This is a genomic window from Vibrio penaeicida (assembly GCF_002933855.1).
In the GTDB taxonomy this organism is placed as follows: domain Bacteria; phylum Pseudomonadota; class Gammaproteobacteria; order Enterobacterales; family Vibrionaceae; genus Vibrio; species Vibrio penaeicida_A.
The window spans coordinates 204,404-223,216 of sequence record NZ_BFAQ01000008.1 but is presented as its reverse complement, the minus strand read 5'-3'; the positions used below and the strand labels follow the sequence as shown (position 1 = coordinate 223,216).

16 protein-coding genes are annotated in these 18,813 nt (G+C 43.1%); 7 read left to right on the top strand and 9 right to left on the bottom strand.

The window, feature by feature from the left end:
- Window positions 1-85: 85 nt before the first annotated feature.
- From VPNCDNU1_RS02795 to VPNCDNU1_RS02780, 4 genes are all read right to left on the bottom strand, one after another.
- Entirely contained in the window at window positions 86-1,108 is a 1,023-nt protein-coding gene (locus VPNCDNU1_RS02795; RefSeq protein ID WP_104398943.1) for a YcjF family protein, read from the bottom strand.
- Window positions 1,105-2,484, bottom strand: a complete 1,380-nt coding sequence (locus VPNCDNU1_RS02790; protein ID WP_104398942.1) for a YcjX family protein — start codon at window positions 2,482-2,484, stop codon at window positions 1,105-1,107. Before VPNCDNU1_RS02790 ends, VPNCDNU1_RS02795 begins: the two co-directional genes overlap by 4 nt.
- Before the next feature lie 69 nt (window positions 2,485-2,553).
- Complete coding sequence (locus tag VPNCDNU1_RS02785) at window positions 2,554-2,739, bottom strand: hypothetical protein (protein WP_101114690.1); 186 nt, start codon at window positions 2,737-2,739, stop codon at window positions 2,554-2,556.
- 159 nt (window positions 2,740-2,898) lie between these two features.
- Complete coding sequence (locus tag VPNCDNU1_RS02780) at window positions 2,899-4,419, bottom strand: fumarate hydratase (RefSeq protein WP_104398941.1); 1,521 nt, start codon at window positions 4,417-4,419, stop codon at window positions 2,899-2,901.
- Between the two features lie 239 nt (window positions 4,420-4,658).
- Between VPNCDNU1_RS02780 and pabB the strand changes: the two genes are divergently transcribed.
- Window positions 4,659-6,026, top strand: coding sequence for an aminodeoxychorismate synthase component 1 (gene pabB / locus VPNCDNU1_RS02775; RefSeq protein ID WP_104398940.1), 1,368 nt, complete (start codon window positions 4,659-4,661; stop codon window positions 6,024-6,026).
- A 64-nt stretch (window positions 6,027-6,090) separates the two neighbouring features.
- Here pabB and VPNCDNU1_RS02770 read toward each other — a convergent pair whose 3' ends face one another.
- On the bottom strand, window positions 6,091-7,806 hold the full coding sequence (locus VPNCDNU1_RS02770; RefSeq protein WP_104398939.1) for an ATP-binding protein: 1,716 nt from the start codon (window positions 7,804-7,806) through the stop codon (window positions 6,091-6,093).
- A gap of 10 nt (window positions 7,807-7,816) precedes the next feature.
- The gene (locus VPNCDNU1_RS02765) at window positions 7,817-8,356 is read right to left on the bottom strand and encodes a heme NO-binding domain-containing protein (RefSeq protein WP_104398938.1); all 540 of its coding nucleotides are present in this window, start codon (window positions 8,354-8,356) and stop codon (window positions 7,817-7,819) included.
- A gap of 118 nt (window positions 8,357-8,474) precedes the next feature.
- On the opposite strand from VPNCDNU1_RS02765, the gene VPNCDNU1_RS02760 reads away from it, so the two are divergent.
- The 4 genes from VPNCDNU1_RS02760 (at window position 8,475) to VPNCDNU1_RS02745 (ending at window position 12,639) form a co-directional block, all read left to right on the top strand.
- Window positions 8,475-9,065, top strand: coding sequence for a CoA pyrophosphatase (locus VPNCDNU1_RS02760; protein WP_104398937.1), 591 nt, complete (start codon window positions 8,475-8,477; stop codon window positions 9,063-9,065).
- Between the two features lie 335 nt (window positions 9,066-9,400).
- A complete protein-coding gene (locus VPNCDNU1_RS02755; RefSeq protein WP_104398936.1) occupies window positions 9,401-10,654 on the top strand; it encodes an aromatic amino acid transport family protein in 1,254 nt (417 codons plus the stop codon).
- An 81-nt stretch (window positions 10,655-10,735) separates the two neighbouring features.
- A complete protein-coding gene (locus VPNCDNU1_RS02750; RefSeq protein WP_104398935.1) occupies window positions 10,736-12,097 on the top strand; it encodes an L-serine ammonia-lyase in 1,362 nt (453 codons plus the stop codon).
- Window positions 12,098-12,243: 146 nt separating this feature from the next.
- Complete coding sequence (locus VPNCDNU1_RS02745) at window positions 12,244-12,639, top strand: GNAT family N-acetyltransferase (protein WP_167404706.1); 396 nt, start codon at window positions 12,244-12,246, stop codon at window positions 12,637-12,639.
- 157 nt (window positions 12,640-12,796) lie between these two features.
- On the opposite strand, the gene queD is transcribed toward VPNCDNU1_RS02745, so the two are convergent.
- From queD to VPNCDNU1_RS02730, 3 genes are all read right to left on the bottom strand, one after another.
- A complete protein-coding gene (gene queD, locus VPNCDNU1_RS02740) occupies window positions 12,797-13,159 on the bottom strand; it encodes a 6-carboxytetrahydropterin synthase QueD (protein WP_104398933.1) in 363 nt (120 codons plus the stop codon).
- A 144-nt stretch (window positions 13,160-13,303) separates the two neighbouring features.
- A complete protein-coding gene (locus VPNCDNU1_RS02735; protein WP_104398932.1) occupies window positions 13,304-14,485 on the bottom strand; it encodes a hypothetical protein in 1,182 nt (393 codons plus the stop codon).
- Window positions 14,482-15,054 carry a hypothetical protein gene (locus VPNCDNU1_RS02730; RefSeq protein WP_104398931.1) on the bottom strand — a complete coding sequence of 191 codons (573 nt, stop codon included), beginning with the start codon at window positions 15,052-15,054 and terminating at the stop codon, window positions 14,482-14,484. The genes VPNCDNU1_RS02735 and VPNCDNU1_RS02730 overlap by 4 nt, the downstream gene beginning before the upstream one ends.
- Window positions 15,055-15,487: 433 nt before the next feature.
- Between VPNCDNU1_RS02730 and VPNCDNU1_RS02725 the strand changes: the two genes are divergently transcribed.
- Entirely contained in the window at window positions 15,488-17,107 is a 1,620-nt protein-coding gene (locus VPNCDNU1_RS02725) for a methyl-accepting chemotaxis protein (RefSeq protein ID WP_104398930.1), read from the top strand.
- Between the two features lie 122 nt (window positions 17,108-17,229).
- Window positions 17,230-18,630: an asparagine--tRNA ligase gene (gene asnS, locus VPNCDNU1_RS02720; protein WP_104398929.1), complete on the top strand. Its 1,401-nt coding sequence runs from the start codon at window positions 17,230-17,232 to the stop codon at window positions 18,628-18,630.
- Window positions 18,631-18,813: the final 183 nt, after the last annotated feature.

The window sequence follows — 18,813 nt, the reverse complement described above, 5'->3', positions numbered from 1 at the left end:
CCCAAAATTGAGAGTTCTTAAGGAATTAGCGTCGCCGTTTGCTGGTTCTATATACAAAAAACGCAACAATGATGGGAAAATTCATCTAGGAGACAGATTTAGAAATACGCGAAACAATGCCTTTTCTCACTTCTCCAAGCTTGATCTTGTCGCTCGCTTGCCAGCGTACTGGGCGCAGTAAAGACATAGCTCGAATACCGAGCCTAGCAGTAAGTAAACCGACACCAATACCTTGGGCTGCGCGGGTAGAAACCTTCCCTGCTAAATCCATGGAAAGAAGGTCCATACTGGCGTCGGCAACTAACTCCGTTGCCCCTGCGGCGGCCATGTTCACTAAAACCAGTTTTAGTAATTTGATGCGCGACCAATACCCTAGATCGACACCGTACAACTTTGCGAGATCATCGATTAACTTAAAGTTTCGCCAAGCCACCAAAAGCATATCAGCGGTCGCTAACGGGCTCACCGCCACCAGCAATGCCGATTCGCTTGCAGAACGAGTGATAAGATCTTTTCCTTTTTTATCCAGTTCCTTAAGCACAATACTGTCGTACATTTGCAGAACTTCTTGATCACTATGGTTGGCGTTAATCGCGTTCACCCAACGATCATAAGAAGGTGAAAGTTCATCTATTCCCGCTTGTTTAGCAATTGCAGTACAAAAGGGTTTCGCTTTACCAATTTGGTCGGCATCGTAAATAGCCTGTGCGTTATCTTGAGTGGAGAACTGGTGGCGAAGCTTTTTCAGCTTCCAAAGCTCTTTTCCAATAAAGCCAATGCCTATAGAAGCGAGCCCTGCAACAAAGGCAGACCAACCAAACGCCAGCCAGTCTCCTGATTGAAAAGCCGTTAAAAACGTATCGACCGTTTGCCAAGCAACAAGCCCTGTAAATCCCGTGAGCAACCCTGCCACTCCCCAACGGCCTTTCGTCGAAGGTTTAATGACGGTTTCTAAGTTCTCGTCATTTTCTGATTCAACCGTCACTTCAGCAGGCACAAATTTGGATTTTTCATCAAACTGAAGGTGCGCATTGAGCTCCCTCTCTGATTGCTCATTTTCACCGTCTAAAGATTCGTTAAAAACGCGTTTGGGTTTGAATTCACTCATGCTAGTTTGTCCCCTATCAAGTATTGCAACGCTTTATCCATCCGAACGTGATTCAATGGTTCGCCCTCCCCAACCTGAGAAGGTCTGAAGCTTTGAAAATCAAAGGAATGCGTTGCCCAGTAGCGCTCGTCGGGTAAAGTACGTGGCACTTCACCGGGATAAAGCGTCATAGCTTCATCGGAAAGGAGCGTGCCTTGTATTGCAGGGCAATTGTCGTCACCAGTGCCAACAAACCCTGCTTGCGTAGCTTGTATCGATGCTAATGTCATACAACTCATATCTATATTTTCGAATGCAGCGTGTTGCCATGCTGGGTGTACCATTTGTTTTAGCAGCGAAGCTAAATTGGCATGCTGGTCGGGTGTAACGTGATCAGACTTCGTTGCTGCAAATAACACTTTGTCTATTTTGGTCGAGAAAAGGCGTCTTAGCAGATTATTCCGGCCATATTTGAATGAGCGAAGAAGCTGCTCAATCGCTCCTTTCATATCATTAAAAGACTCTCTTCCGGCATTTAAGGGTTGTAAACAATCCACTAATACGATTTGCCTGTCGAACGTTGAAAAGTGCTCTTTATAGAACGCTTTCACCACTTTTTGCTGATATTCCTGATAACGCTGCTTTAGCATGGAGTACTGGCTGCCTTTCAAGGCGTCATCAACTTTGGAAAAGTCTTGCAGAGGGAAAAATTGTAATACGGGTGCGCCCGCTAATTCTCCAGGTAACACGAAGCGCCCGGGTTGCACCCAATGAAACCCTTCATCTTTGCATCGGTGCAAAAATGAGGTATAGCTAGCACTCAGTTCAGCCAATTCCTTTTCGTTGGCGTCGGCATTGGGTTCAAACCCTTCCATTGCGCTAAACCATTCTTGCGCGAGTGCTTTCCGAGCGTTTTTCATCGATTCAAACTGCGACTGACTCCACTCTTCAAAACTCATTTCAAGAAGGGGTAAATCCAATAACCATTCACCTGGATAATCAACAATATCCAAATACAACGTTGCCGTACTCGAAAGGTATTTCATGACACCGGAATGGGGTCGATATTTGATGGCTAAGCGAATTTCACTGACGTCTCGTGTCGGTTTAGGCCACGATGGTGGAATAGATTGAAGCGAATCTATGGCATCTTCATAACCAAAACGAGGCACCATAAGATTCGATTGAGGTACACGCTTGGCACCAACAAGTCGATGCTCTTGTGAAACCGCCAATAAGGGGAGATTATCGTGAGTAGACGAATGAAGCAGTTGATTAACCAACGAAGTGATAAAAGCCGTTTTTCCTGCTCTAGAAAGACCAGTAACCGCCAGTTTTACGTGTCTGTCCATTCCACGATGGACTAAATCATTGACTTCTTGGGTGATTCGTTTCATTCACATACTCCAGTACTAACCGCAGCCAGAGTATGCAAAAAATTGGATTAATACCAGATGAACTGTTTCTTAATCGTCTTCAATCAATTTGTAGATAACGAATAGCGCAAGTTCCAGTAGTAAAGTCAGAACAACCGTGGTGATCACATAGGTTTCTTGAAAAATGGCGATACCACGGAGGATCATGTCGTAACCGACGATCGCTCCGACGATAACGGCAATTAGAATTTGTAGAAATTTAACAAAACGAGGCATCATTTCTCCTTTTAGTTTTTGCCTTTTATATAGACCGATATTAACCCTTACCAAATGAAAAACCACAAAAAACGCAGCCTTAGCTGCGTTTTTATAATCAATATTTGAAAAGTGAGATTTGGCTTATACTCAAACCAACCTATTCTCTATGCCTATCCATTAAACCTTGTTGGCTTCGGCAATTTTTACCTTCCAAGTATCTGGGCCAATCTGGTGCGCATTTGCGCCTGTTGAGTCAACAGCAACGGTCACTGGCATATCTTCGACTTCAAATTCGTAAATCGCTTCCATACCTAAGTCTTCAAATGCCACAACGCGGGCTTTCTTAATTGCTTTTGCAACCAAGTACGCCGCGCCACCAACTGCCATTAGATAGACGGCTTTGTGATTTTTGATTGATTCTACCGTCGCAGGGCCTCGCTCCGCTTTACCAATCATACCCATTATGCCTGTCTCTTCGAGCATCATATCGGTGAATTTGTCCATTCGTGTTGACGTTGTTGGGCCTGCTGGCCCCACTACTTCATCACCAACTGCATCAACAGGGCCAACGTAGTAAATAAACTTACCTTTCAGATCCACCCCTTCTGGTAAGCCTTCGCCACTATTAAGCATACCTTGCAGACGTTTATGAGCTGCGTCGCGACCAGTTAAGATCTTACCGGATAGAAGTACAGTTTCGCCTGTCTTCCAGTTTTGAACGTCTTCTTTGGTGACGGTATCTAGATTGACTCGGCGTGTATTTTCACCCGCTTCCCAAGTGATGTCTGGCCAATCTTCTAACTTAGGTGGCGTTAGTTCAGCAGGTCCTGTGCCATCCAAAGTGAAATGAACATGACGAGTCGCAGCACAGTTAGGAATTAAACACACTGGTTTTGATGCAGCGTGCGTTGGCGCTGTTTTGATTTTCACATCGACGACTGTCGTCAATCCGCCCAAGCCTTGTGCACCAATACCAAGCCGATTCACACGGTTGAAGATATCCAAACGTAACTCTTCTTCTGCATTTTCAGGACCACGTTCGATCAACTCATGAATGTCGATGTGTTCCATGAGCGATTCTTTCGCCAATACAGCGGCTTTTTCAGCCGTACCGCCAATACCTATACCCAACATACCCGGTGGGCACCAGCCTGCGCCCATGGTGGGTAACGTTTTCTCTACCCATTCAGCAATATCGTCAGATGGGTTTAGCATTACCATTTTGGTTTTGTTCTCACTACCGCCGCCTTTCGCTGCGATTTGTATTTCGACTTTGTCACCCGGCACCATATTGATATGGACAACGGCCGGAGTATTGTCTTTGGTGTTGATTCGCTTACCTGCCGGATCCATCAGAACCGATGCACGCAGCGGGTTATCTGGGTTGGTGTAAGCTTGGCGTACACCTTCATCTACCATTTGTTGAACGGTTAAATCTGAAGAGTCCCATTGCACTCCCATTCCGATATTCACAAAACACGTCACGATGCCCGTATCCTGACAAATAGGACGGTGACCTTCGGCTGACATGCGTGAGTTGATCAGAATCTGAGCGATAGCATCTTTTGCTGCTTGGCTTTCTTCACGTTGGTAGGCTTCATCTAGGGCTTGGACAAAGTCCATAGGGTGATAATAAGAAATGTATTGAAGTGCATCAGCCACACTGCTGATAACATCTTGCTTACGAATGACGGTCATACATTGCCTCGATTGTTATAATTTATGCTTCCATTTTGTATACCAAAGACACTTTTTGGCTTTGTTAAACAGCTCAAAGTGGCTTAGGTATAGCAAGAAGTCTTAACGATTGCTTCCACATGGGATGCTTTTTAATCAGACCGTTAGTACGGATGCATCCTCTCGCTCTCTTTTATGATACTCTTGCTCGCCATAATCCGCTACGTAGTCTCCGAACTCTTTGTCACAAATTTATACAAATGAATAACAAGTCTATTAAAACTCTATCTTCGGTCTCTATTGAGTACTCACCTTCGCTTGCATCAGACCTATTCAGCAAAATCGAATCACGACCTTGGTCCATGCTGCTGCGTTCCGCCTCTGAAAGCCACCCAGATAGCCGATTTGATATTCTTGTAGCCAACCCAGTCGCGACTATCATTACGTCTGGAGACAATACGACGGTTGCCAAAGGCGGTGAGTTTTTTGAATCCCAAGATGACCCTTTCCTGCTTTTGAATGCTCTTCAATTGGAATGCCTCCCTAAAATACAGCCTATTGATGATTTGCCGTTTGTAGGCGGTGCTTTGGGTTATTTTAGCTATGACTTGGGAAGACGCGTAGAGGCACTGCCCGTACAAGCAGAAAAAGATATCCGTTCGCCAGATATGGCGGTCGGTATTTATGATTGGGCACTGATTTGTGATCATCAACTAAAGAAAGCGACGCTTATCGGTACTTCTGCTCAATCCCAATGGGAATGGTTGTCCGGTGTTGCGGATATTCAAAAGCGTGATCCTTTTTCACTCGTCAGCACTTGGCAGAGCAATCTGAGTAAAAGCGAGTACGTTACACGCTTCAATCAAGTTCAGGAATATTTGCAAGCTGGGGATTGTTATCAAATCAATTTAGCGCAACGTTTTTCAGCCAAATATGACGGCAGCGAATGGCTTGCTTACCTAAAGCTTGAAGAACAAAACAAAGCGCCTTTTTCTGCCTTTATTCGCATGGAAAACAGCGCAATCATCAGTGTTTCTCCAGAACGTTTTTTGCAGCTTAAAGAAGGAACGATCGAAACAAAACCCATAAAAGGCACCAGACCAAGATCGGACGATCCAATACAAGATGAAGCGCAAGCGCGAGCTTTAAAGTTAGCTGAAAAAGATCAGGCAGAAAACCTGATGATTGTTGATTTATTAAGAAACGATATAGGCAGAGTGGCAAAACCCGGTACCGTTACCGTTCCAAAACTGTTTGCAATTGAGAGCTTTCCGGCTGTTCACCATTTGGTAAGCACAGTGACGGCAGTATTAGCAGAAGACAAATCCGCGACCGATTTATTACGCGCCTGCTTCCCTGGCGGTTCAATTACTGGGGCGCCAAAAGTAAGAGCGATGGAAATCATAGAAGAACTCGAACCGCATCGCCGCAATGCTTACTGCGGTAGTATTGGCTACATTAGCCGCTGCGGAAAAATGGACACAAGTATCACCATTCGTACGTTGGTAGCTGAAAATCAAAACCTGTACGTTTGGGCAGGTGGTGGGTTGGTGGCAGACAGTGAAGCAAACGCCGAATACCAAGAAACATTCGACAAACTCAGTCGAATCTTGCCCGCTCTTAGCTAGCCAGCTCTAGGTTAAACCACCCGAAAGCAATCCGCTTTAACTTAATGTCAATCATAGGGGGTTATCAAAGACCCCATTTAACAAGCGCGCTTTTGAGATCTGCGCTGGTATACGGTTTATTTAAAATATCGTTCATTCCAACCTTCAAGCATCGCTCTCGTTCCAGCAAGGTTGTTCCTGCGGTTAAGGCCACGATTGGGACACGGATATTACGCTCACGTAGAGTCAGTGTTGCTTCAAACCCATCCATTACTGGCATGCGGCAATCCATGAAAACGACGTCATAATGGCCATTACTCATCGCATCGACCCCTTCTTGTCCATTGTTGGCAAATTCAGGCGTAATACCGAGTTTCTTCAGCATCTTTTTGATAACAAACTGATTTACTCTCAAATCTTCCACCACCAAAACTTTGAGTGTATCAATCGTTTCATCGTTTCCTAGGCTTTCCAATTTATTCGGCTCTACATCTTTAAGCTCCCCCTCAGGTAAACGCAATGACACGTCAAACCGAGTCCCCTTACCCAGTTCACTTTTTAAACATATTGCCCCTTGCATCATAGATATAAGCTGCTTACAAATGGCTAGACCTAACCCCGTACCTTCGTGATTTCTTTTGCTTGAAATATCAGCTTGAACAAATGGCTGAAAAAGATTGGATTGGTCTTTTTCATCGATCCCACACCCTGAATCTTGCACATAGAAAGTTAGCCAACCTTTTTTCCATGAGACATGTACCGAGACATGCCCAGACTCAGTAAATTTAATTGCGTTACCTATCAAATTGACGAAAACTTGTTTAACTCGCTCGGTGTCGCCAATCAAAGTATCTGGGATACCATCAAAACCTTCTAAACGAAAATCGATTCTTTTCTCTTTAGCCAAATTAGAAAAAATACTCACCAGTGTTGATTGAATATCTGGCCAGTGAAATGCTTTTTCTTGTAGCTGCATCATACCCGCGCTAATCTTGCTGTAGTCGAGCAAATCATCAATGATCACTCTTAAAAATTGCCCAGATTGATCCAGTGTATTAAGCAGCTTCCCTTGTTCGTTGGTCAGCTTGGTGTCTGAAAGTAATTCAACAGTGCCCAACAAACCGTTAAGTGGTGTTCTTAGTTCATGGTTGATCATGGCAAGGAAGTCTCTTGTCGAGCGCTCTGAGGCTTCTGCTCGTTCCCTTTCATCAATAGCGTTCCGCAGTATCAGTTGACGGCTGATAGCGCTGCTAACCAACTCTGCCACCAAGGCTATTTGATTCTCGATCCAAGCCTTATCATCAACACTTGGGGCGGGTTTTACAGCTAAAACACCCACCATCATGCCTTCTGCCAATAGAGGCCACCACAAGACTCCTTTCCCGTCCCAAAATTTGTCGGCATGTTCGATAACATGAAGCGGAATAACGTGATACTCCAACCCCCCAAATTCGGTGGTTGAAAGCCCCAACGTGTCCTTTTTAAGTAAAAGAACTTTCGCGCTAGTCATCAATTCATTATTGCAAAGCTCCTTTACCATGCTATTCAGAATGACTTCGTCTGGTGCATGTTTTAGAAACTGTCTGCCATAACGAATCAGAATCCTAGAAATATGCTCATGAAACTGTTTTTTAAGTAACTGTGCATCCGATTGGGCTTTCGCCTGCTGCAAGCTTTCATCCAATTGCTGATTTAAGCCGTACATTTCAATCGATTTTTCTTCGAGCAGTTTTTCAGCCTGTTTTCTTGCGGCCACTTCTCTACGCAGCTTTCTTTCCAGTAATTCGAGCTGGGAATTCATTCTCGCCTCGCTAATTAAGTGTGAGGGTAAACCTCACTAAACTGGCATCTTCAGACTTTGTTTTCATTTTCACCACTAAGTTCTCTTGAAAATGATCCGCGCATCCCAGAATCAATCCTTTACAAACACTCCCCATGCACCGGGCACTTTGATAATCCATCACTAACTCAGTCTTGTTTTCAGACAGAAATTTAAACTGTGGTGGATGAGCATCGGGGTACAGTTTTTTTACTTCTAAATGAATGTAGTCTTCAACATGGCGAAGAAACTGGAATGTACTTTTACTGTGAATTAAAGCGTCTTCTGGTGGCAATGTACTTAAGAGCTTGGCGAACACTACCTTACCAAATACTTCTTGAAGATCATCTGCGCTGACGCCAGTTTCTTTACTCAGTGCAACGATGAGCTTAACCAAATCATGATGATCATAGCTTCCCACTGACGTATAAACGCCATCGTCGCCTGCAATATCAAGTATTTTGTCCAGTGTTGGTAGACCGAACTTTTCTTCAACCAACTCAAGGAATTCGGTAAATATTAAGCCCTTCATTTTCCCCCCTTATCACGTAACCATATTTACGACTTTGGTAATAAAAGCATGATCCACACTAGTCATTTTTTCAATTTTCATTAACAATTAATAAGATAGTTAGAAAAAGTAGGCATTTATGGATAAAGATGAGTTTCTGAAACGTTTTCTATTTACTCCACCTTCGGAATACCATAGAGAAAGCTTCACAAGGCACCATGACTTGGAACACGATACTTTTCGCACCGCTGCTGTACTGATAGGTCTAGTGGAACGAGAGTCGGGTCTCAACATTATATTTACTCGTCGAGCCTCCCATCTTCGCCATCACCCTGGGCAAATAAGCTTCCCCGGTGGGAAAACAGAAAAAGGCGATGCGTCGCCATTTGAAACTGCCATGCGAGAAGCAAATGAAGAAATTGGGTTAATCGCAAATCAAATCCACCACCTTGGTCAACTCGACCCAATAAAAACCATCAGTGGTTTTGAAGTCACTCCAGTCATTGCCTTTGCTGATAATCGCTATGAACCACATACTGACCCTAATGAAGTGGATATTGTTTTCGAAGCGCCAGTTGAATATTTATTCAACAAATCGAATATACACGCCGTGGGAGCGTACTTTAATGGTTCACGTAGAGTTGTGTACAACATACCGTTTAAAAACCACCTCATATGGGGAGTCACAGCACAAATAATTCATACTCTCCATACACAATTCACAAGGTAACGCTTGTTGAACACATTAGCTTTATAGTTTACTTTTTCTCATTCATTACATGCTTATTTTCGTAAACCACTCTCAACATACATTACCAAACCCAAAGCGCGCAAACGTTTGCGTGCCAACAAGAGATAACCAGCCCAGCTTCGGATTACTTTTACTAATAACCAAACACATTAAAACTAATGTGTAGCACGTATTTTTCGTGACATATATCTCTTTTGTTAACCATTGTTTTCATACCTGCAATATTTATTGATCCCGATCCTGATATTTCACTCAAAAACAGAGACAATAGCACCTGTAATTCCTGTTCCCCTAAATTACACGAGATAATAAATATGCAATCAAACGTTACTACGGCTCGCGCCGAAGGGACTCAATCAAAATGGACTTATAGAGACTTCACTTGGGCTCTTTCACTTTTTGGCACTGCTGTTGGTGCTGGTGTTCTATTTCTACCCATTAAAGCAGGTGCAGGTGGTTTTTGGCCATTAGTTATCCTTGCTTTGCTCGCTGCACCAATGACTTGGTTTGCACACAAAGGTCTTGCTCGATTTGTTCTATCCGCTAAAAACCCTAATGCAGACATTACAGATACAGTGGAAGAACATTTTGGTAAAACTGGCGCAAACATCATTACTTTTGCTTACTTCTTCGCCATTTATCCTATCGTTCTTATTTATGGTGTTGGTATCACCAATACTGTCGACTCTTTCATGGTGAACCAACTTGGCTTTGCATCCATGCCACGTTGGCTACTTTCTGGTGCATTGATCTCTTTGATGACTGCTGGTGTCGTTTTCGGCAAAGAACTGATGCTTAAAGCAACGTCTATGATGGTTTATCCTCTGGTCTTCGTTTTATTGGCATTATCGTTTTACCTGATTCCTGATTGGAACACGTCTATGATGTCTGTGAGCCCAGATTGGGCTGCCATGCCTGGCATTATTTGGTTGGCCATTCCAATTATCGTATTTTCATTTAACCACAGCCCAATCATTAGCCAATTCGCGAAAGAACAACGTCGCATATACGGTGAAGACGCAGCCAAGAAAACCGACATGATCACAGGCGGCGGCGCGATGATGCTGATGGGTTTCGTCATGTTCTTCGTATTCTCTGTAGTACTTTCACTGTCACCTGAACAATTGGCGACAGCACAAGATCAGAACATCAGCGTACTGTCTTACCTTGCGAACGTGCATGAATCACCGCTGATTTCAATTCTTGGTCCATTCGTTGCGTTTGCTGCTATCACTTCTAGCTACTTTGGTCACTTCTTAGGTGCACAAGAAGGATTGGTGGGTCTCATAAAGTCTCGCAGTGATGCGCCAGTTAAGCGCATTGAAAAAACCTCTTTGATCTTCATCGTGATCACAACCTGGATTGTTGCGATTGTGAACCCATCAATTCTGGGTATGATTGAAACGATGGGTGCTCCTATGATTGCTGCTATTTTGTTCCTTATGCCTGTATTTGCAATGCAAAAAATCCCAGCAATGGCGAAGTACAAAACATCAGCATTTGTGCAAATATTCACAGCAATTTGTGGTCTAGCGTCTATAACTTCTGTAATCTACGGCGCTCTTTAAATTTCGCTGAAGCGAATACAATTCTATAAAGATAATAAAGAGCCTCCCTATACTTGCGGGGGCTCAACCTAAGGTAAAGATATGATCAGCGTATTCGACATCTATAAAATCGGTATTGGGCCTTCAAGCTCACACACGGTAGGGCCAATGAAGGCCGGTCAATCTTTTGTGGATGATCTTGTTGAACAAGGTCGTCTAGCAGATGTTGACCATATTAAAGTGGATGTTTATGGATCCCTTTCTTTAACCGGGAAAGGCCACCATACGGACATAGCCATTATTCTTGGCTTAGCTGGTAACTCTCCTGAGAGTGTAGATATTGATTCTATCCCCTCTTTTATCGAAACGGTGAAATCCTCAAAAATTTTGCCTCTTGCACTGAACCAAAAAGAAGCAGCGTTTGACTACGACGTAGACATGACATTTCAGACTGGCAACTTATCGTTGCACGAGAATGGGATGCAGATTCACGCGTTTAACCAAGGCGAGTTGGTTCACACTAAAACGTATTACTCTATCGGCGGTGGATTTATTGTTGATGAGGAAAACTTTGGTGTAGAACCTGAAGACAAAGTGATCGTTCCTTACGAATTCAACAGCGCAAAAGAGTTGGTTGATCTTTGTAAAGACAACTGCCTATCTATCAGCGCCTTGGTAATGGCAAACGAGCGTGTTGTTAAAGACACAAACAAGATTGAAGTTGAATTTGAGCATATATGGAACACCATGCAAGCATGTATGGATAGAGGTTTGAACACCGAGGGTGTATTACCAGGACCTCTTCGCGTTCCCCGCCGTGCGGCAGCTTTGCATCAACAATTGAAAACAGGCGAACGCTTATCCAACGACCCGATGACGGTTGTTGATTGGGTAAACATGTACGCGTTTGCTGTTAATGAAGAAAACGCTGCCGGCGGACGTGTGGTTACCGCTCCTACAAATGGAGCATGTGGTATTATTCCGGCTGTTTTGGCGTATTACGACAAATTCGTCCAACCTGTTGGTGTAAAAGAGTACACTCGTTATTTTGCAGCATCTGGCGCTGTGGGTGGTCTGTTCAAACAAAACGCATCCATTTCTGGAGCCGAGGTGGGTTGCCAAGGTGAAGTGGGCGTGGCTTGTTCCATGGCTGCTGCTGGTCTTGCTGAATTGATGGGTGGAAGCCCAGAGCAAGTTTGCATGGCTGCAGAAATCGCAATGGAGCATAACCTTGGTCTAACTTGTGATCCTGTTGCTGGTCAAGTTCAGGTACCTTGTATTGAACGTAATGGTATTGCCGCAGTAAAAGCCATTAACGCTACTCGCATGGCATTGCGTCGTTCTTCCGATCCACGAGTATCTCTCGATAAAGTCATCGAGACGATGCTGGAAACAGGTAAAGACATGAACGCAAAGTACCGAGAAACGTCACAAGGCGGATTGGCCGTAAAAGTTATTTGCTGATAACTTAATCTAGAAATAAACTAAGGGCATGGATATCCATGCCCTTATTTGTATATATAACTATTATGATTGCGATTAAACGCCCTAAAATTAAACATTTTTCTTCGCTTATAGAATTGAACGTTACGTCAGAACAGAGCCATTTTGTGGAAACCTTTGACCACCTGTATGAACACAGAGACAAACAGGATGTCATTTATTCGGTTTCTGAAGATGGCAAGCCAATTGGTTTCTTTGCGCTTGATGAAGGATTTGAAAAGAAATTTACCTTTGTAAAAAGCCGAGAGATTGGATTGAGAAACCTAGTAATAGACCAACGTTTTCAACGCCAAGGAAAAGCAAAGGCCACACTCGAACGCCTATTCGTTTACCTTTACACCGCGTACGCGAACTACGATTCCGTGTGTGTCATTGTAGAAAAGGAAAATGAAGCCGCTTATGAGTGTTTTTTAAGTGCCGATTTTAAAGACACCAACAAACCATTTTATGATGGTAATAAACAACTTAGAATTTTGAGAAAAGCGATAACTGCACCTTTCTGATGAATCTAACACACTACGTTTAATGCCATTTATCTTTCGGCGTTAAAGCATAGTGACCTCTAGATGCTTAGATGCTTAGATGCTTAGATGCTTAAGTATATAGATACAAAAATCCCGAGATAATCTCGGGATTTTCATATTCTAAATATAGAGGCGATTACTCACCTTTATAGATACAACCCGCAGTACAGGTTTCTTTGATTTCGACTTTACTTAGCAAAGGCAATGACGGTTTCAGTTCATTCCATATCCATTTTGCCAATACTTCGCTGGTTGGGTTTTCCAAACCAGGAATGTCGTTCAAATAGTAGTGATCTAAGCGATCATAAATCGGCTTAAATACTGCTTTGATCTCAGAGAAATCGATAACCCAGCCTGTATGTGGATCAACTTCACCTTCAACGTACAAGCGAACAAGGAACGAATGACCGTGTAAACGACCACATTTATGCCCTTCAGGAACATGTGGAAGACGGTGTGCCGCTTCAAACATGAACTCTTTATATAATTCAGTTTTCATCTGTTAACTATGCAGTAGCTTAATTAGGGGGCAATGCTACTCAAATCCCTCGCAATAGACAAGGGAAGATCGGTAACATCTTATTGTTGAGGATGCGTTGCAACCGATACACTTAAATCACCTCAAAGTACAAGACTCAACACTTTAAACCGTAAAGAAAACACGTGAAAAGAAACCAATAGTGATAATCACCGATAGCGCACTAAAAGCACATAAAGTGGGGATCCTCGCCTTCGGGTATTTATCTAACAACAATACGAGGCATAAAAACGCAGGATACAAGCCAAATATGTATCTAGGCATTGCATTCACGCCAGAAGAAAACGGCAGATACAAATTGATGAACATAAATACCGCTTCTGCAAAGTAGCGTTTAACACACAGATACCCCACCATCCCAAACCCGAATAGAGCCATTAATGTGAGGTAGAGTTTAGCTCCTCCTTTTTCAAACCCATATTCAATCCAATTGAACGGGTGTGAGAAAGTACGCCCCCAAGCAATCTGAATATGTCCAAACGCCAACGCATCTCCCGTTTGAAAATACAAAAATGTCATGAATCCGAAAAAGCCCAAGGGCACAACCCAAATCGCTGTCAAAGCTTTAGCTGCTGGCATTTTAAAACGAATCAGCTCTCGAAAGCCGTAATGCTGGATGGCAATGATAAGTATGGAAAATACTAGCATTACCCCTAAGTTGCGTGTAATAGCGGCAGCGAGTCCCAATAGCGCAACGTACAGCCATTGTTCTCGATAAGCGAAAAGGAAAACACCAGATACCAGCGCAATAAACAAAGGTTCGGCATACCCAGCCATTGAATAGACGGTAAAAGGACAAAAACACATAATCCATACCGCGTTTTTCTGCCCAGAAGCACTGATCCCCATTTGTTTTAACACCATAACAAAGACAGGAACACTTAGAGCAAAAGAGAGATTAGAGACAACAATCAATGCAAGCCTAGCATCATCTATTATGGGTAAGAGTAATTTCGCTAGATATGGAGTAGCAGGCATAAATGCCCAATTTGCTGCGTTTTTTCCGCTTAACCATTTAGGGTATAGATCATAGCCATAGTCAATCATTCTCCTAAACCATACGCAATCAAACCGGCAGATCACCTGCCAAGCGGTGAGCTCGCTGGTATCGACAGTATTGAAAGATTCAACACCCACAAAACCAATTAGATACAACAAAGCACGGCTAAATATTACGGCAAAGAGTATCAGTAGCCATTCTTCTTTTGATAACGAGATATCGATTTCTTGTATTGGTGACGTTTTATTTAACAAGCCTTCACGATGAGGGGTAACATTAGAAATCATTGAAACACCACCGAGCTTATATTAATTTCATCGGGTGCATTTATTTTTAAATAATTCAATTCACTTAAAGACTCGTTCATATTTGGGATTGACAGTTTAACTCCATCAAAGGTACGGAATGAGCTCAACTTAATTCCATTTAAAAAATAAGAAGCATTATTCGCCATGTCTAACTCTTTTATTTTTATGGTGATTGTTTTCTTACCCAGTGGAATAGAAGAAAAGTAGATTCCTCCCTCAGATTTTAAGGTCCGAAAGCCCTGCTGTGTTTTCTTTGTCCAACCTGATCTCGATATTAGAGGGGATTTTTGTGATAAGTCGACAACACCCGATGACGGTATCTTAAAGGTTTCGCTGTCTCGCCCCCAGTAGCGCGTTTTTTTATCTATATAATACGTTTTATAAGATAGACTCACTTGAGGGGTAGCTATAAGATACAGCACCCATAGGTAGTATAAGGAAAGTACGGAAAACAATATAAAGAGGGATATATGAATTCTCGACTGCCCCTTGTCAGCACTAACCCTATCGCTTTTTATGCCTTGTTCCTGCGTCACGTTATTCGACACGTTTTGCCCTCCTTGATTGATTCACATTTGAAGTTAATCTTCTTCTTGAGTGTGCTCATCGAAGGGTTTAGTTCTACATTACACCAGCGGGATTTTTGTCAGCCTATAGTCAGCTAACAGACATGCTATCGACCAAATACGATAAATATAAACTGGATTCCAATAGTTCTCCCAAACGCATTCTAATGTTCTAGGAATAAATCGTATTTTCATCCACCTGTAAGTTTTATATTTATTTCAATTCAAAAAATATTAAATTCAGCTCACCAATAACCGAGTTATTAACTCAAGTATTCGGTTTTTATTTGTTCTAAATCAATTTACGATTAATTATTAACATCGACTTCACAATAATAATTTAAAACCACGAGTCAGCGATATTTATTAACATAAAATACAAGATGTCTACAACGAACATTTGAAGTCATCATTTATGCAAATTTCGATTACGTCTAAACTACTCTTAACATTGGTTTCTGTTTTCACTCTGGTATTAGCTTCATCAACAACCTACCAGTACTTTCAGCAACGTAACTTAATCAATACCGTATTAAGTGAACAGCTGATGGATAAAGCAGGCAACTATTTTGACAGCCTTAATATGATGATGTTAACAGGCACAATGTCGCAGAAAGAAACATTACGAGAAAAGGCATTAGCACAAGATGGTATTGAAAACGTCAGGGTGTTGAGAGCTGACGCCGTTTCTAAGCTTTATGGAGCGGGTTCAGAATATCAAAACCCAAAAGATGATATTGATAGGCGCGCTTTGGCTGGCGAAACCGTAATCGAAACCATTGACGCAGAATGGGGAAAAGGGATTGTAGTTGCACTTCCGATGAAAGCGAGAGAAAACTACCGTGGCACCAATTGTATCGCCTGCCATATGTCTCAAGATGGTGAAGTGCTCGGCGCTATTCGGCTGGAGTATAACCTAAGCCATTTGAATGCCTTAGTGAGTCAACGTACGTTAATCGCCGTCGCAATCATGACTGGAATTGCTGCTTTAGGTTTTTTCATTGCGATAGGTGTCATACGCAAAATTATCGTAAACCCTCTTAAGAAAACGTCTTTATTTATGAAGCAGGTCAGCACTAAGAAAGATCTTTCTATCCGGCTGAAAATTCATAAAAAGGATGAAGTCGGTCAACTCACAGAAGACATCAATACACTGCTCGACAATGTTGCAGATAGCCTAGCGCAAGTGCAAAAGACATCCCACTCTTTGGTCGTATCCGCAACGCAGCTTACTGGCGTTGCACGCGACAACGACAATGCAGCGAACAATCAGCAGTTAGAGACATCTGAAGTCAATCAGAACATTATAGAACTGCAAGAGCAGCAACAAAGAATTGAAAATGCGACCATCGAAGCTTCCTCTTTAATTACGCACACCACAGACACGGCCAAATCGGGCTCCACACGTTCGCACAACGCAAGTGAAGATATTCAAAACCTAGTGGGCGATATTGAATCGGTAAAAGGCATGATTACCGACTTGAATGAACAAACAGGCCAAGTTTCTTCCATTCTAGCGGTCATCAAAGGCATTGCCGAGCAAACCAACTTACTCGCCTTAAACGCTGCAATTGAAGCTGCCCGAGCCGGTGAACAAGGAAGAGGGTTTGCCGTTGTCGCAGACGAAGTCCGCCAACTCGCCAGCCGTACTCAAGAAGCGACAGCCAGCATCGAAAGCATCATCTCGAATTTTCAGCAAGGCAGCGATCAGTCACTAGAATCCGTGGATCATGTCTGTCAGCAAGCTCACTCAAGAGCAGAGTCTATTGAATTGCTGTCTAGAACACTGACAGAAGTGGTAGAGGAAATGCAGCAAGCGAATCAACACGCTAATAGCATTCAGGAACAAGTGAGAATGCAGACTTCTGTTAGCAATAATGTGAGTCACAAACTGGAAACCATTACTTTACATGCCGATCAAACCTCCGCCTCCGCAAGTCAGACACGAGAGATCAGTCTAAATCTTGAGCATTTGTCCGAGCAACTTGAGGCATTACTTAATCAATTTACGCTTCCACACGACATTAAAGGTTGAAGCTAATGATTTGACAGGTAATATGTCAGGTTGAAATTGAAGAAATGATTTCTAACCCGATTGAGCGTTCACAAATCACTCAATCGGGTTGTATTTTGACCTCTATGGAGAATATATCAAACATGACTTACGCGCCTGTAACAGACGTACTAAGCGGTAAGCTAGCTGTAGATAGTGAAGTCACTGTCCGCGGTTGGATCCGTTCACGTCGTGATTCCAAAGCTGGAATCTCTTTCCTTGCCATTTATGACGGCTCTTGTTTCGACCCGATTCAGGCCGTGGTCCCAAATAATCTTAATAATTACGAAGACGAAGTATTAAAGCTAACTACAGGCTGCTCTGTTGAAGTAACAGGTAAGATTGTTGAGTCTCCTGCAAAAGGTCAAGATTTCGAACTTGCTGCAACCGACGTTAAAGTTGTTGGCTGGGTAGAAGATGCTGACACTTATCCAATGGCTAAGACACGTCACTCTATTGAATACCTTCGCGAAGTAGCACACTTACGCCCACGTACAAACGTGATTGGTGCAGTGGCTCGTGTTCGTAACTGCCTATCTCAAGCTATTCACCGTTTCTACCACGAAGAAGGTTTCTTCTGGACATCTGCCCCTCTTATCACTGCATCTGATGCAGAAGGTGCAGGTGAAATGTTCCGCGTTTCTACGCTAGATATGGAAAACCTACCTCGTACTGAAAAAGGCGACGTAGATTACAACGAAGATTTCTTCGGTAAAGAGACTTTCCTAACGGTTTCTGGCCAACTTAATGCGGAAGCTTATGCTTGTGCGCTAAGCAAGGTTTACACCTTTGGTCCAACTTTCCGCGCGGAAAACTCAAACACGAGTCGTCACTTAGCTGAATTCTGGATGGTTGAGCCTGAAGTTGCCTTCGCTGATCTTGACGATGTCGCGAAACTGGCTGAAGACATGCTTAAGTACGTTTTCAAAGCAGTTCTTGCAGAGCGTCGTGACGACCTAGAATTCTTTGCTCAACGTATCGACAAAGAAGCGATTACTCGCTTAGAGCAATTCGTTGACGCTGACTTTGCACAAGTTGACTACACAGACGCTATTCAAATTCTTCTTGATTCCGGTAAGAAATTTGAATTTGACGTTGAATGGGGCATCGACATGTCTTCTGAGCATGAGCGCTACCTAGCGGAAGAGCACTTCAAAGCGCCTGTTATCGTGAAGAACTACCCGAAAGACATTAAAGCTTTCTACATGCGTCTAAACGACGATGGTAAAACAGTTGCGGCAATGGATGTACTTGCGCCGGGCATCGGCGAAATCATTGGCGGTGCGCAACGTGAAGAGCGTCTAGATATTCTCGACGAGCGTATGATCGCAATGAATATCGATCCTGAGCACATGAGCTGGTACCGCGACCTACGCAAATACGGAACAGTTCCACACGCTGGTTTCGGTTTAGGTTTCGAGCGTTTAGTGTCTTACGTAACAGGTATGGGTAACGTTCGTGACGTGATTCCATTCCCACGTACTCCGCGTAGTGCAAACTTCTAAAAGCTGCCTACCCTTCTGAATCCAAACGCCACTCAGATGAGTGGCGTTTTTAATTTAACTATCTTGATCTCGGCTAAATTCCAAACCGTTTTTTGTTCCTTTGCTTGCTTTATACTCATACACCTCAGGATACTTAGAGATGTATAAAACATGAAATGGTTTAGCTGAAATGAAAAGAATGAA

Bases quoted from the DNA above. Each gene is read 5' to 3' on its own strand.
- VPNCDNU1_RS02755 (WP_104398936.1), top strand. From the start codon at position 9,401: ATGCAATCAAACGTTACTACGGCTCGCGCCGAAGGGACTCAATCAAAA.
- VPNCDNU1_RS02770 (WP_104398939.1), bottom strand. From the start codon at position 7,806: ATGAATTCCCAGCTCGAATTACTGGAAAGAAAGCTGCGTAGAGAAGTG.
- VPNCDNU1_RS02750 (WP_104398935.1), top strand. From the start codon at position 10,736: ATGATCAGCGTATTCGACATCTATAAAATCGGTATTGGGCCTTCAAGC.
- VPNCDNU1_RS02765 (WP_104398938.1), bottom strand. From the start codon at position 8,356: ATGAAGGGCTTAATATTTACCGAATTCCTTGAGTTGGTTGAAGAAAAG.
- VPNCDNU1_RS02725 (WP_104398930.1), top strand. From the start codon at position 15,488: ATGCAAATTTCGATTACGTCTAAACTACTCTTAACATTGGTTTCTGTT.
- VPNCDNU1_RS02795 (WP_104398943.1), bottom strand. From the start codon at position 1,108: ATGAGTGAATTCAAACCCAAACGCGTTTTTAACGAATCTTTAGACGGT.
- VPNCDNU1_RS02760 (WP_104398937.1), top strand. From the start codon at position 8,475: ATGGATAAAGATGAGTTTCTGAAACGTTTTCTATTTACTCCACCTTCG.
- VPNCDNU1_RS02780 (WP_104398941.1), bottom strand. From the start codon at position 4,419: ATGACCGTCATTCGTAAGCAAGATGTTATCAGCAGTGTGGCTGATGCA.
- queD (WP_104398933.1), bottom strand. From the start codon at position 13,159: ATGAAAACTGAATTATATAAAGAGTTCATGTTTGAAGCGGCACACCGT.
- asnS (WP_104398929.1), top strand. From the start codon at position 17,230: ATGACTTACGCGCCTGTAACAGACGTACTAAGCGGTAAGCTAGCTGTA.
- pabB (WP_104398940.1), top strand. From the start codon at position 4,659: ATGAATAACAAGTCTATTAAAACTCTATCTTCGGTCTCTATTGAGTAC.
- VPNCDNU1_RS02785 (WP_101114690.1), bottom strand. From the start codon at position 2,739: ATGCCTCGTTTTGTTAAATTTCTACAAATTCTAATTGCCGTTATCGTC.
- VPNCDNU1_RS02735 (WP_104398932.1), bottom strand. From the start codon at position 14,485: ATGATTTCTAATGTTACCCCTCATCGTGAAGGCTTGTTAAATAAAACG.
- VPNCDNU1_RS02790 (WP_104398942.1), bottom strand. From the start codon at position 2,484: ATGAAACGAATCACCCAAGAAGTCAATGATTTAGTCCATCGTGGAATG.